Below are 14,081 nucleotides of genomic sequence, written 5' to 3' on the forward strand. Positions count from 1 at the left end.
GAACCGCGGTGCCGAATCGTCGCTTGCTGACCGCTGCCCTGCTGCTCGCCCCAGGCATGGCCGGGGCGCAACGCGCGCCGACACGTGGCCCTAATGGCGGCCTGATGGTCTTGGCCGAGGGCCACCCCATCGAATTGGTGGTCGCCGACCTGGCCGTGACGGTGTTCCTCAACGGTGAGAATGGCCGCCCTGCGCCCAGCCGCGGTGCGTCCGGACGCGTGGTGGTGCAGGCCGGCGGCCAGACCACGACGGTTAGCCTGACACCAGCGGAGCCAAACCGCCTGGTCGGGCAGCTTGGGGCGCCTTTGGCGGCGGGTGCACGGGTACTGTTCACCGGCGCCATGGCGGATGGGCACCGCATCCAGGCGCGGTTTGCGGCGGAGTAGGCGCCACCAAGAGCAGCCATTGGCTTTCTGCCCCTCTGCCTTGAGCCGTGCAGACAGAGTGGTCATTGTCCTCGGATACAGGTCGCCGCCAAGCCGCATAAGGCGGGGTTATGGAATCGCCGCTTGCTTGTGCGCAACAGGCATTACCGCAAGCTGGATCGGTCAGAGAGGCCGCCGCGATGCTAGCTTGGCCATCGACGGAGAGGGTGGCAGGGCAGGGGGCATGCCGGGCAGCGTGAGACGAAAGCACCAAACCGAGCACCAATAGTCCATCCTGCTGCACTACTGCACAACTCCCGTCTCGAAGACGAGGGCATCGCAACGCCAACGGCCCCATCGCCGAGCATCCACTGCTCTGTGCCGAAGCGCGAGAGGTCCTACTGCCGCGTTCCAAGGGCGACCATGAGGGCCAGAGCCAGCGGATCTCGATTGGGTGGCCGCGGGGAAGATAGAAAGACCTGCCCGGTGCGCGCGCTCAAGGATTCTGCGAGCAGCGCAGATCCGCTTTGGCGCGGCGTTCCACCAAATCACCCAGCGCGGCACCGTCGAGCCGGCTCGACTCTCCACCGAGGAGGTGAAGCTGATCCTTCAGGGCAGGTGGGTAAAGCCGAAAATCATCACGCCGTAGAGCGCCAGCAGGAGCGCGGTACCCAAAAGGGTGAGGCGCGGCTGGACGGGGCGAAGCCACCAGCCGAAACGCTTGCTCGCCCAGGGTACCAAGCCGTTCAGCAGCAGTACGCTGACAACATTGCCGAGAAAGAGCGCGACCGGAAAGGGCAGCCCCAAGCGCCCCATCAGCCAAGGTGCCTGCACGAAGCTGCCAAAGAGGAAGACCACCGGGTAGAGCAGCAGCAGGACGATCATGTTCTGCTTCCAGGCCGACACCTGGCCCGCCTGGGCGCGACCAAAATCGAACCAGTGCTCAAAGCCGGTCCGGGCGATGCGGGTGTGGAATTCCTGGGTGAAGCCCTCCGCCTCCGTCAGCAGCCGAGCCCGTTCAGTCGAGGCGAGCCAAGCCTTGAGATCGGCCTCGGTGGCGAAGGTGACGACGGCCAACCAATCCTCCTGCAGCCCCGGGATCGGCGGCTCCAATCGGTAGCCCTGAAAGCCTGGCGCCCGCGCCTGAGCCGCCGTCATGCGCCGTTCCCAGGCGCGGAAGGCGGCCTCCTGGCCCGGCTTCACCTGGGTCGAAATGACCAGGGAAACCGGTGCGGGCGGTGCCTCTACCGCCTCGCCAGCGACGAGATGAACATCGTCCCGCCCCAGGATTAGCGGCTGCGCCTCGGCCAGCCGTTCGGCCCGGAGCGGCGAGTGCAACCAGGCGACAGCCGCGTCGCGGTCGGCGAAATGCTGCAGGATGACCCAATCTACCTGGGTCGGTGGATGCGGCGGGATCACGGCTTGGCGGAGGAAGCCGGGGACACCGACGATGGCCTCGTTCATTCGCCGCTGCCACTCGGCGAACTCCACCATGCGCTCGGGCAGGGGCGTGGTTTGGGTGACGATCGTCGTGCCTTCCGACCCGTTCATTGAGCGGCGCCGAGGCCAGTGAAGATGCGGTCAGGGGTCAGCGGCAACTCAGCGAAGCGAGTGCCGACCGCATTGGCCAGAGCATTGGCCACCGCTGGCGCCACCGGATTGATGGCGCATTCGCCCTGCGACTTGGCGCCGAGCGGGCCGATGCTGTCGTAGGTATCGGCGAAAAGCACCTCGGTGCGCGGCACGTCGGCGAAGGCGGGAATGTGGTAGTTGCGGAAAGCCGCATTCACCACGTGCCCGTCCGCTGAGTGCACCATATGCTCGGTCAACGCCCAGCCGAGACCCATGGCGACCGCGCCGTCGATCTGCCCGCGGCATTGGAGCGGGTTGATTGGCCGACCAATATCCGCCGCATGCACGCTGCGCAGAATGCGGATTTCGCCGGTGACGCGGTGCACGGCGAGACGGATACCCTGGACGTTGAAGGCGACGGTGCGCGGTGAGAGATAGGCCTTCCGCTTCACCTGGAAGCGGTGACCAGCACCAGTGCCGGCGGCGTGCAGGGCGGCGAGCGTGATCCGCATCTTGCCGTTTTGTGCCGCCCCGGCCTCGAGCTTCCAGCCGTCGGCCACCGTGCCGGTATGACGGGCCGCGAAGCCAAGGATGTTTTCCCGAAGCCCCTGTGCGGCGAGGTTCACTGCCTGCCCGGCGACCACCGTACCGGTGCTTGCGAAGGTGCCGGTATCGTAGGGCGTGCGGTCAGTATCGGCGTTGATGAGCGTGATATCGGCCATGCAGGCGCCGAGTTGGGCCGCGGCGATCTGCCCATGGGCGGTGACCGAGCCGTTGCCCATTTCAGTCGAGCCGACGGCCAAGTGGAAGCGGCCATCCGGCAGCAGCGCCATCTCGACGCCGGAGCGGTGCTCAGTGGGCGGCCCGCATTCGAGCATCGCCATGGCGAAGCCGGTGCCAATAGCCCAGTCGGCGCCCTCGGGCGCCGGCAGTCCTGAGCCGTCGGCCAGCTTGCGCTCGACCATGTTGAGGCATTGATCGAGCCCGTAGCTGCCGAAGCCAACATCAGAGACGTCCTTCCAGACGCTCTCGATCCAGTCCTCCGGCCCGATCATGTTCATCCGCCGTAGCGCGAAAGGGTCGATCCCGAGCTCCAGCGCGAGCTCGTCCATCGCGCATTCGATGGCAAAGGTGGATTGGGAGGCACCATAGCCGCGGAAGCCACCGGCCGGGATCATGTTGGTGTAGACCGCGAAGCCCTCGGCCTTCTTGTTGGCACAGCGATAGAGGCTCATCGGGCTGGCAAGCGCTGCGGCGAGGGTTTCGCTGGCATGACCGCCATAGGCACCGGTATTGGAGACGACGCGGATCTCGATGGCGGTCAAATTGCCGTCCCGCCGTGCGCCGAGCTTTACTCGTGTGGTCATCTGATGGCGCGTAGTAGCCGCGGTGAACTGTTCGGCGCGGGTGAATTCCAACTTCACCGGGCGGCCGGTCTTCAATGTGGCCAGCACCACCAGATCCTCGGTGATCATCTCCTGCTTGCCGCCAAAGCCGCCGCCGACCCGCTCGGTAAAGACATGCAGATCCCGCGCCCGCAACCTGAACAGGTGCACCAGCTTCTGATGGGTGATGAAGGGCGCCTGGGTGCTGGTGCGGATATGCACTCGCCCCTCAGCATCGCGCCAAGCGATGGAGCCATGCGTCTCGAGATGAGCGTGCTGTACGCGGGAGGTGGAGTAAATTCTCTCGTGCAGCAGATCGGCCTCGGCGAAGCCGGCGGCCACGCTGCCGACCTCGCCCGCGATGTCGGCATAGATGTTGCTACTTCGCTCGTCGCCCTTGTGGTGCAACACCGGCGCATCGGGCGCCATCGCCGCCTCAGGGTCGAAGACCGCCGGCAGCAGCTCGTACTCGACACGCAGGGCACGGCACCCGGCCTCAGCGGCTGCCTCGGTCTCCGCCACCACGGCGGCCACGCGCTGCCCGGCGAAGCGCATGACGTTGTCGAGGATATAGGTGTCATCCGGGTCGACAAGATGGTCCTCATGCGTCGCGGTGCTGTAAAGGCGCCGCGGCACGTCCTCCCAGGTGAAGACCTCGACCACGCCGGGCACCGCCAGCGCCGCGCTGCGGTCGATGCCGACAACGCGGGCATGGGCATGCGGCGAGCGCAGCACCTTCAGGTGCAGCAGCCCCTCCAGCGGTCCCTCCGGCGCCACATCCATGGTGTAGCAGGCATGGCCGGTGACGATGCCGGTGCTGAAAGGGTTGGCAAGGCAGGCGCCGCCGGCCTCCCCGGCCACATCTGGCTGCACGGCGGCCACGCCCTCCAGCGCATCCTGGATCGAACGGTAGCCGGTGCAGCGGCAGAGATTGCCCTTCAGCGCCCGCGGCAGGTCGGCCCGCTGCTCTGCGTCGAGCGCGGCGGCGGTCATGATCATGCCGGCGGCGCAGAAGCCGCACTGGAAAGCTTGGGCCTCATGGAAGGCCTGCTGCATCGAGTGCAGTCCGCCCTCGGCCGGCGCCAGACCCTGGATGGTCGTGACGGCGTGGCCCTCGGCGCGAAAGGCTGGCACCAGGCAGGAATGCACCGGCGTACCGTCGAGCCATACGGTGCAGGCGCCGCAATCCCCCGCGTCGCAGCCCTTCTTGACCCCGAAGACACCCTGGTCGCGGATGAAGGTACGCAGGCACTGCCCGGGCTGGGGTGTGGCGGCGATGGGTTTGCCGTCGATCGTGCAGTTCATGCGCCGGCTCCCAGCTCCTGCCGGATCTGCTCGGCGAAATGATAGGTGAGGTGACGCTTGTAGGCTGGTGTGCCATTCACGTCGTCGAAGAAGCCGTCATCTGAGACGCTGCCACGAATCGCCGCGCGCAGTCCTTCGGCATCCGGCATGGCCGGAAAATGCAGCCGCACCGGGTGCGGCGTCGCCGCGGTGATGGTCAGCGTAAGGTCGCCCGTTCCCGGCGCCTGAGTGCCGATCAGCAGCGCGGCGGAGCGGCCGAGATGGGTCAATGTCATCCGCCGGAAGGCATATCGCTTCGCCAGGGCTGTGGCTGGAATGGCGATGCTCCGCAGCAGCTCGCCGGGTGCCAGAATGTTGCGGTGGTCCCCGGTGACGAACTCCGTCGCATCGACCATGCGCGGCACGCCGTCCCGCGGCCAGAGGGTGTAGCGAGCCTCGAGTGCCACGGTGAGCGCGATCAGCGCGCCTGCCGGCAAAGACATGCAGATATTGCCGCCGATAGTCGCCGTGTTCATCACCTTGAAGGAGGCCAGCAGCGATCGACAGCATTCCCGAAGCAGCGGCCCGGCCAGCCAGGACGCCGGCGGGCTGAGTCGGTCGAGCTCGATAACGCGACAGGTAGCGGCGATCTCGAGCCCCGCCTCGGTCACTGTCAGCGCGGGCCAGCCAAAGCCCGTGAGATCAACCAGCGTATTAAGCGTCGGCTGCGGTTCGGAGAAGAGCCAGGTGCCGCCCCCGAGCCAGGCATGGCCTTGCGGCCAGCCGGCAAGCTCGTCCGGGGAAGCGGGTCGCTTCACCTCGGTGATGGTGTTCAGATCCATGCGGGCCGCCTCCTAGGGCAGGTCGGCGAGCGAGGCGGGGCCTTCGCCGGGCGTGACCAACGTCGGCCATTGATGCGAGCCGAAAGGCACCCGCGGCGGCAGGTGCGTCGTCATGCCTTGCGCCTTGGTGATCCGCTCGATGCTGGTTCGGGCATCGCCACCCATCAGCTCGTAATCCATCAGGTAGCGGCTGCCGAAGAAGGTCTCTCCCACCGTGCGGTCGGAGATGATCCGCGTCAGTGAATCCAGCATGTCGGCCGGCGTGGTGGTGAAGGAGATGGTCTCGATCAGCATGAGGCGCGAGTTGATGTCCTGCGGCTCGAAGAACTGCGCCAGCACGCTGAATAGTACGTTGTTCTGTCGGGCTACGTAGATGGTGTTGCTGGCGGCATAGACCTTGGCCCAATCGGCGCCGAGCATGCGTTTCCACTCGGCCAGCACGCCCATCCAATGCGTCACCTGGGTGTCGGCGGCCCATTGAATGTTGCGCTTGAGCGCCGCCTTCTGCTTCTCGGCGAAATCCTGCACACTGGTGAAGGAGACGACCTTCTCGGTCAGGACACGGTCGATGAAAGCAATATTCTCGCGGATAAGCGCCTGGTTGTTGGCGTGCCATTCGGCCGGCAGGCTGGTCGCCTCGACACTGTCGAGCGCCGCCTGCAGCTTCACTCGATAGGCGGCGACCGCCGGCTGCCAGGAGCGGTCATCGACCTTGCCAATATGCGGCCCAACGATCACGCCGAGCGCCATGACGCTGTGCCCGACGGATTTGAGGATCTGGTACCGCTCCGGCACCTGTGGTCCTTCCAACGCTGGCTGGCCCGGCCTGTAGAGGATCATGCGGCCACCAGCACCCGAGAACAGGCCGAGGATGACCGGATGCTGCGCCAGGATGCTGCCTTGCACGAGCTGCCCGGCGCTGCCGTAGAGTTCGAACATGCCGGTGTTCAGCGCGAGCAGATTCTGAAAGGCCACGCGATCCTGTGCTGGTATCGTCGCACCGGTGATCACGTTCATATACGTCGGGGAGCTGGGTTGGGCTTGCGATGCGGATAATGTGCAAAGCGCGGTGAAACAACCTGCCGCCACAAGAGCGCGTCCAAATATGGCCAAACTGAATGTCGGCATCAAACCTTGACCCCGCTCTTTTATGACGCACCAAGCGCGGAGCAAGATAGAACGCACACTTCGCCGCACCTAAACGAGGCGTGCGCTCTTTTCTTTACCTACTTATTTATGAGCAAGCTTCCATCGCTGCGGGCCGAGCATGGTCAGCAACGAGCCGTACCCTACAGCTTCCACCATGCCGAGCTTCGACTTGACGCGTCACACCACGTCAGAGATGTCGGTATGGGTTGGCTGCGGTTGTCGGGCCAAGCGCTACTCGAGACCCGTATTCGTCGGATAAGGCGCGGTTATGGAGCTGCTGCCGCGCTTGCGGGAAACGGCGTTACCGCAGCCCAGACTGGCCGAAGTTGCTGGAAGCAGGCAGGGCAGGAGGCATACCGGTTGCGCTACGCCATCAACATCCATCTCGAGGAAGCAGGATTATCAAGTCTGCGGCCTGCCGGTCGATGAGGCAGTTCGCCGGCTAACCCGGCGGCAAGCGCGTGAGGGCGACACCACAGCGCTGAGGGTGATCGCTGACCGGATCAACCTTGACGTCGGTTAGAGGGTCTTGGCTTGCCCATGCGGGCGGGAAGGGACCAATGACCTCGGGTCGGGTGTTCACCCCCGAGGCCGTCATGCTGAGCCGACTGAGCACGGGGGGAGCGCGTGGCCAGGGTTAGTCTTCCCGGGTGCAAGAATATAACTAATAGTTGTTTTGTTGTTCAATAATATCGATAATACGGCTTGGGATGGCCGCTCGATGTAAGTGGCAGCCACCGGCACTCCCTTCGCTTCCGAGGATCTGCAGTTGTCGATGCCACCCGCCCCGCTGCCACCAAACGAGGCGGAACGCCTCGCCGCCCTGCGTGCCTACGACATTCTCGACACCAACCCCGAGAGCAGCTTCGACGACCTCGTCGTGCTCGCCGCCGCGCTGGCCGGCTGCCCTGCCGCGGCCATCACCCTGGTGGATGCCGAGCGGAGCTGGTTCAAGGCACGCATCGGCCTCGGCTTGTCGGAAGCACCGCGCGGCGACACGTTCTGCGCCTATGCCGTCCTGCAGCCTGACCGCCCTTTGCTGGTCCCGAATGCGGCCGAAGACCCACGCTTCGCCGATTTCCCGGTGGTCTCCGCCGACCCGGCGATCCGCGCCTATGCCGGCATGCCGCTGGTTTCGCCGGAGGGCTACGCCCTTGGTACACTTTGCGTCTTTGACCATGTGGCACGAGACTTCGATGCAGCACAGCAGCGCTGTCTGACCTCCCTGGCCCGCGCGGTGGTAACAACCTTGGAACTGCGCCGCGCCGGGCTGCGAGTTCGCGAGATGGCGCTGACCGATTTGCTGACCGGCATCGCCAATCGCCCTGCCTTCCTGGACGCGCTGATCCGCGCCGTGGCGCGGCAGCGGCGAGACGGCCAGCCCTTCGCGCTGCTCTACCTCGATCTGGACGGCTTCAAGCGAGTGAACGACCTGCACGGCCACGCAGCAGGCGATGCGGTGCTTCGGGAGGTGGCCGCGGCGCTGTCCGCCTGCCTGCGACGGGAGGACCTGGCGGCGCGCATTGGCGGCGACGAGTTCGCGGCCGTCCTGGTCGGCGGAGATGGGCGGGAGATCTCGCAGGTCGCCGAACGAGTGCGACGGACGGTCGAGGAGCAGATGGAGGCACAAGGTCGTACGGTCACGGCTTCGATCGGTGCGGTGTCCTTTCTTGTCCCTCCGATGAACGAAGCTGCCGCGATCGCCGAGGCTGATGCACTGATGTATGCCGCGAAGGCGGCTGGGAAGAACCAGGTGCTGCACCGGAGTATCGGCGTGGCGGAGCCAGTCTAACGGCGCCTCTCCGCCATCCTTCCCTCCCGAGGTGCCTGGGTTCGTTAGCAAGACCGCCAGCCCCAGAGGGGAAGTCCACCACGAAGCTCACCCCCACCGAGCAGCGGCAACGACGCGAGGACCGGCTCGTCACGTTCCGCCTTCGCATGGCCATCGGCCAATATTTAGACGACCAGGGCACCACCACGCCGGCGGCGATCGGCAAGGCGCTCGGGATGTCGGCAGACGAGGCGACCAAGCTGATGACCGGCCGGCGGTGGCAGGAAGGGGACTTGGCGCTGGTTGAGGCGGTGGCGGTGCGACTGGAGCTTGTCGGGCTGACGGCAACAGCTACCGCTTTCGCAGACTGCAGGTGCTGCTCCAGTGTTTGCGGGGTCATCCGCAAAACGACAGCGCTGAGCGGCGGGTGGTCGTGCATCGTCAGGCCGCAGACGTGCCCGCCCGGCAGGCAGTCGATCTCGGCGTCGAGGTACCGTTAGCTGGGAGTGTCACAGGGGCCGGCAGCGGTCAGTTGCTCAAGCGGGTGCGGCGAGAGGTCGGACGTGCTGCATCCATTCCTGTCCTTGAACGGGTTTGTTATGATGTCGCGTGGAAGTCTCTCAGAGACCAACCCTGAGGGGCACCGACGATGGAAAGCACTTTTGGCTTCCTCCTGATTTTGCAGAGCGGTGCCGGCGGCTACATGGCGGTAGCCAACCCGCACGACGCACGCCACCGCGCATCCTTTGCGGACGGTGATGGCTGGGTGTTTCGATGCGAGTTCACCGGCCAAGCGGCTGAGCGGCATCGGCGCAGCCGGCCGGTGGTGATGTTGGGGCTGATCTCGACGGTAGGTCGTCCGGACAGCAATGCTATGGCGGCCGCGCTTGAGACTGCCGGCGAGCGACACAGCGTCGTCTACATGTTTGCCGTCAACGACTACGAATGATGTCGGAGCGCTTCGTAGCCGAGAGTGGACTTCCCTCGTGGTATGAAGGGCAAGCTGCTTTGGCGGTGACTTTCCCGCCTTTCTTCATCAAGTCCCGAACAACCATCGCGCCTGCAACATCGATTCAGACTCAAGGCGCTTGTCGATTTCGGAAGGCTAGCCGGCTCGCGCCCGCTCGGGCTGCGACCCATATCGCCGTTCCATGGACTCCGCCTCGCCCTCTGACCCAGCGACCCACATGCGCCACGGACAGCGGCGCCGGGCACCGGGCAGCTTTGCTTCCAAAGCTCTGCCACGCTCCCTGACGGGCTGGTTCGCTGCCTGCTGGGGCCTGTTCCTGGTGGCCGCACTGGTGGCCGGCATCGCGCTCATCTCGCTCTATCGGGAAGGCACGGCGGACCGGCTGCGGCGGGCCGAAGCGGCGGTGGCACGGGGATGCGATGCCATCCTCGAACGCACCCGCTTCACCACAGCCGGCACCGCGCGGCTCGACTGGACAGCGCCGGAAACGGCGCAGGCTTTGACCGCGGCGAGCCTGCTGGCGCTGCGTGACCTGCCCGGCGTGGAGGGCGGGCTCTGGCGAAACGGTACCGGCCCCCTGGCCTATGCCTACCCGACCTACGAGGGCGCCGAGGCCAAGACCGACGTGCCCGCGGCCGAACTGCCTCGCATCCGCGAGGTGGCCGAGGCTGCCGCCGAGCGCGGCATGCCGATCGACCGGCGCTACGACGCCCGGTCCCAGGCCCTGCTGCTGCATGCCTGCCCGCTGCCGGAACCCGGGCTTGCCGGATGGACCATGACCCGAGTCGTGCTGGTTGGCGGCCCGGCCTTTGTGCGGGCCGCCGTGGCGCTCGGCGCCCTATCCACGGTACTGCTGGGCTCGGCGGCTTGGCTGGGCTGGCTGCTGCTCGGCTGGTCGCGTCGGCTGCGGCGGATCGAGGCGGCGCTCACTGGCACACAGGCAGCCGAGTTGCCCCGGCTGGAGCCGACCGGCCAGCGCGACCTCGACCGCATCGTCCATGCCATGAACACCGCCGCATCTCGGGTGGCTGAGGCGCGCGCCGCCGCCACTGCCGCGGCGGCCAGGGCGACGGAGGCGGAACGGCTGGCTGGCCTTGGACGGATCGCCGCCGGCGTGGCGCATGAGGTCCGCAACCCGATCGCCGCCATGCGGCTCAAGGCGGAGAACGCGCTGGCGACCGGCGACCCGGATCGCATGGCCCGCGCCCTGCGCGTCGTGCTGGACCGGGTGGCACGGCTCGATGCGCTGACGCGCGACCTGCTTGGCGCTGCCCGTGGCGGCATGCCCCTTACCCCCGCGCTGGTCGAGCCCGATGCGCTGGTCGCCGGCCGGGTCGCCTTCTACCAGGAACCGGCGGCGGCGGCTGGGGTCGCGCTCACGGCGCTTGGTGCCGCCCTGGGGCCGGCACGGGTCGATGCGGCGCGGCTTGAACGGGCGATCGACAACCTGATCCTGAACGCCCTGCAGGCGACGCCGCGTGGCGGCCGGGTGGTGGTCTCGGCCATCCGGCGCGGCGGCGCCCTGGTGTTGGCGGTCACCGATACCGGGGCAGGCGTGCCGGAGGCGTTGCGGACCTGGCTGTTCGAGCCCTTCGCTTCGGGCCGCGCCGACGGCATCGGCCTCGGCCTCGCCCTGGTACGCGAAGCAGCGGAGGCGCACGGCGGTACGGTTCAAGCGTTGCACCGACCGGACGGCACTACCATCGAAATCACCTTGCCTGAGGAGCCCCCCGCTGTATGGCCCATATCCTGATCGCCGACGACGATGCGGGCGTCCGCGAGGGCTTGGCCGAGGCGGTCATCGATCTCGGTCACACCGTGGTCGAGGCGGCCGATGGCGATATGGCACTGGCCACCGCAGCCCGGGTGGCGCCGGATGCCGTGCTGCTCGACCTGCGGATGCCCGGCGCGCTGGACGGCATGGCGGTGCTGCGGCGGCTGCGCGCCCGTCCCACGCCGCCGCCGGTGGCGATCCTCACCGCCTATGCCTCGGCCGAGAACACCATCGAGGCGATGCGGCTTGGCGCCTTCGACCATCTGACCAAGCCGGTCGGCCGGGCCGACATCGCCGAGCTGCTGGGGCGGATGCTGCGGCCGGTGGCGACGGCGGGGCTAGCCGGCGCCGCGCCGGAGGCGAGCGGCGCGCTGGTCGGCGTCAGCCCTGGCATGCGGGCAGGGCAGAAGACCATCGGCCTGGTCGCCGACAGCGATGCGACGATGCTGGTCACCGGGGAGACCGGCACCGGTAAGGAGGTCGTCGCCCGTGCCCTGCACCGGCACGGCCGCCGCGCCGCCGGCCCCTTCGTCGCGGTGAACTGCGCCGCCATCCCAACCGAGTTGCTGGAGAGCGAGTTGTTTGGTCATGTCCGCGGCGCCTTCACCGGCGCCGTCGCGGATCGCCGCGGCGCCTTCCGCGACGCCGCCGGCGGCACGCTGTTCCTCGACGAGATCGGCGACATGGGGCTCGTTACCCAGGCCAAGATCCTGCGGGTGGTGCAGGACAGGGAAGTGGCGCCGCTCGGCGGCCGGCCGGTCCGGATCGACGTGCGGATCGTCGCCGCCACCCACCGCGACCTACCCGCCCGGGTGCGCGACGGCGCCTTCCGGGAGGACCTGTACTATCGGCTTGCGGTGGTGCCGATCCACCTACCGCCGCTGCGCGACCGCCCGTCCGACATGGTGCCGCTGGCTGAGCATTTCCTGGCGCAGCTCGGTGGCGGGCGGCGCCTGGGGGTGGACGCAGAGGCACGGCTGCAGGCGCATCCCTGGCCGGGCAATGCGCGCGAGCTGCGGAACGCCCTTGAACGCGCCGCAGCATTCGGCCGCGGCGCGGTGATCGGCGCAGCGGAGCTCGGACTGGCAGGCGCCGCGGCACCTGTGGATAACGTCGCGGGTGGCGATCTGCCAAGCGCGGTGGCGCGGTTGGAACGCGCGATGATCGGCCGGGCGCTGCAGGAATGCGGCGGCAACCGGGCGGAGGCGGCGCGACGGCTCGGAATTCACCGCCAGCTGCTCTACGCCAAGCTGCGGCAGTTCGATCTGGAAACGGCGTCCGATACGGTGACGCCGGGTGTCCGGAATGCGGACGCCGAGGGTCTGGAGCCGCGCCGCTAAGCCGTTGTTCCTGTTCGTCGCCGGTCTTGGCACGGGTGTTGCGCTTGATGTCCTGAGCCCAGCGGTCCGCCGGTGGGCGAGATAGGAGACAACGCCATGCCAAGACCCAGCATCCGAACCGCCATCCTGGCGGCGACGGCTGCCCTGGCGCTCGGCGGCGGCGCGCTGGTCGCCGCCCAGCCGATGCCGCTACCCGGCGCTGCGGCGACCTTCGACCCGACGCAGCTGCCCGAGACCCGCGGCACCATCGCCCGCTACACCCTGACCCCACGCGGCGAGGTCGATGGCTTCCTGCTGCGCGACGGTACCCAGGTGCATGTCCCGCCGCATCTCTCGACCCAACTGGTCTTCGCCGTGCGTCCAGGCGATGCGGTGACGGTGCGCGGCTTGAAGGCGCTCGGTGCGCCGCTGGTCTCGGCGGTGTCCGTCGCCAACGATGACGGTGGTGTGGCGGTGGTCGATGCCGGCGGCGGCCCGCGCGGGGCGCAGCGGCCGATGCAGGTCGCGGGCAAGGTGCAGGCGACTCTGCGCGGCCCGCGTGGCGAGGTGAACGGCGCAGTGCTGGAGGATGGCACCATCCTGCGACTGCCACCACGTGAGGCCGAGCGCTTCGCCGACCTGTTGCAGCCCGGCCAGACGGTGGCGGCCCGCGGTGACGGCCTGTCGGGTCCGCTTGGCACCGTGGTCGCGGCGCACGGCTTCGGTCCCTCCGCCGACCGGCTCGCCGATGTCGGCGGCCTGCCCCGACCGCCGCGCGACGATCGCGGCCCGCGCCCGCCGCGCGGCTGATCGCCCAACCCGGAGCAGGACGATGCATTGGATCGACCCGGATTGCCTGCCGGAGGTGGCGGGCACGGTGGAACGCCTGGTGGCCAACCCGCGTGGGGAGGCGGATGGAATGCTGCTGCGCGACGGCACGCTGGTGCATGTGCCGCCGCACCTCTCAGCGGTGCTGCGGGGCACGGTGGCGCCTGGAAGCGCGGTGCGCATCCGCGGCATCCGGCCGCGCGGCGTGCCGCACATGGTCGCGGCCATCGAGGTGCTGCCGGAGGGAGGAGCCGCGATCCACGACCACGGGCCGCCGGAGGATCGTGCGCGCGACGCGTGGCCGGCGCCGATGACGGCAGAGGGCCTGGTCCGCGTCGCGTTGCACGGCCCGAAGGGCGAACTGCGCGGCGCGCTGTTGGAGGACGGCACGGTACTCCGGCTCGGGCTGAAGGAGGCGGCGGGCGTCGCGGCGCTGCTGCGGCCCGGCGCCCGGGTTGCGGCGCGCGGCCATGGCATCACCACGCCGGAGGGCCGCGTGTTGCAAGCCGAGGCGATCGGCTCCGAGCCGGCGACGCTGGCCCCGGTGAAGCCGGCCAAGCACCTCAGGGCGCCCCGCCAGGAAACTCCCGCCGCCACGCCGCCTGCCTGATCCACCAGCGCCGGCGGCTTCGGCCGCCGACGCCCCTTTCCCCCGTCCCGGAAGCAGCCCCGCCATGCGCCAGGCCCGCGCCCTTGACCCAACTTGAACACCGCCTACTGCGAACTGCCTGATATGGCTTGTGAATTTGGGAAAATCAGGGGCGCGTGGCACTACGCCTGGGTCGCCCCCGGCGTTTGGGCAAAGTGTCGGGCGTTTGCGCT

12 protein-coding genes are annotated in these 14,081 nt (G+C 68.1%); 8 read left to right on the top strand and 4 right to left on the bottom strand.

Translation table 11 applies throughout. From position 1 onward, the window contains the following. The first annotated feature begins 8 nt into the window (after nt 1-8). Nucleotides 9-386, top strand: a complete 378-nt coding sequence (locus ACFQS7_RS27620; protein ID WP_380070377.1) for a hypothetical protein — start codon at nt 9-11, stop codon at nt 384-386. A 588-nt stretch (nt 387-974) separates the two neighbouring features. Here ACFQS7_RS27620 and ACFQS7_RS27625 read toward each other — a convergent pair. From ACFQS7_RS27625 to ACFQS7_RS27640, 4 genes are read right to left on the bottom strand one after another with little or no spacing between them, the layout of a single operon-like run. Beyond that, nucleotides 975-1,916 carry an antibiotic biosynthesis monooxygenase gene (locus tag ACFQS7_RS27625; protein ID WP_380070378.1) on the bottom strand — a complete coding sequence of 314 codons (942 nt, stop codon included), beginning with the start codon at nt 1,914-1,916 and terminating at the stop codon, nt 975-977. Next, complete coding sequence (locus ACFQS7_RS27630; RefSeq protein ID WP_380070379.1) at nt 1,913-4,627, bottom strand: molybdopterin-dependent oxidoreductase; 2,715 nt, start codon at nt 4,625-4,627, stop codon at nt 1,913-1,915. The genes ACFQS7_RS27625 and ACFQS7_RS27630 overlap by 4 nt, the downstream gene beginning before the upstream one ends. Then, complete coding sequence (locus ACFQS7_RS27635; protein WP_380070380.1) at nt 4,624-5,448, bottom strand: FAD binding domain-containing protein; 825 nt, start codon at nt 5,446-5,448, stop codon at nt 4,624-4,626. Before ACFQS7_RS27635 ends, ACFQS7_RS27630 begins: the two co-directional genes overlap by 4 nt. Before the next feature lie 12 nt (nt 5,449-5,460). Then, a complete protein-coding gene (locus ACFQS7_RS27640; RefSeq protein ID WP_380070381.1) occupies nt 5,461-6,465 on the bottom strand; it encodes a hypothetical protein in 1,005 nt (334 codons plus the stop codon). 859 nt (nt 6,466-7,324) lie between these two features. On the opposite strand from ACFQS7_RS27640, the gene ACFQS7_RS27645 reads away from it, so the two are divergent. From ACFQS7_RS27645 to ACFQS7_RS27675, 7 genes are all read left to right on the top strand, one after another. Beyond that, nucleotides 7,325-8,389, top strand: a complete 1,065-nt coding sequence (locus ACFQS7_RS27645) for a diguanylate cyclase domain-containing protein (RefSeq protein WP_380070382.1) — start codon at nt 7,325-7,327, stop codon at nt 8,387-8,389. Nucleotides 8,390-8,535: 146 nt separating this feature from the next. Next, nucleotides 8,536-8,868 carry a hypothetical protein gene (locus tag ACFQS7_RS27650; RefSeq protein WP_380070383.1) on the top strand — a complete coding sequence of 111 codons (333 nt, stop codon included), beginning with the start codon at nt 8,536-8,538 and terminating at the stop codon, nt 8,866-8,868. A gap of 149 nt (nt 8,869-9,017) precedes the next feature. Next, a complete protein-coding gene (locus ACFQS7_RS27655; protein ID WP_380070384.1) occupies nt 9,018-9,317 on the top strand; it encodes a hypothetical protein in 300 nt (99 codons plus the stop codon). A 340-nt stretch (nt 9,318-9,657) separates the two neighbouring features. After that, the gene (locus tag ACFQS7_RS27660) at nt 9,658-11,091 is read left to right on the top strand and encodes a sensor histidine kinase (RefSeq protein ID WP_380070385.1); all 1,434 of its coding nucleotides are present in this window, start codon (nt 9,658-9,660) and stop codon (nt 11,089-11,091) included. Further along, nucleotides 11,076-12,452 (top strand): sigma-54-dependent transcriptional regulator, encoded by a 1,377-nt coding sequence (locus ACFQS7_RS27665; protein WP_380070386.1) that lies wholly within the window; start codon nt 11,076-11,078, stop codon nt 12,450-12,452. The genes ACFQS7_RS27660 and ACFQS7_RS27665 overlap by 16 nt, the downstream gene beginning before the upstream one ends. A gap of 96 nt (nt 12,453-12,548) precedes the next feature. After that, entirely contained in the window at nt 12,549-13,241 is a 693-nt protein-coding gene (locus ACFQS7_RS27670; protein WP_380070387.1) for a hypothetical protein, read from the top strand. A gap of 22 nt (nt 13,242-13,263) precedes the next feature. Further along, nucleotides 13,264-13,869 carry a hypothetical protein gene (locus ACFQS7_RS27675; RefSeq protein WP_380070388.1) on the top strand — a complete coding sequence of 202 codons (606 nt, stop codon included), beginning with the start codon at nt 13,264-13,266 and terminating at the stop codon, nt 13,867-13,869. Nucleotides 13,870-14,081 lie beyond the last annotated feature (212 nt).

This window comes from Dankookia sp. GCM10030260, assembly GCF_042666655.1.
Lineage (GTDB): Bacteria > Pseudomonadota > Alphaproteobacteria > Acetobacterales > Acetobacteraceae > Paracraurococcus.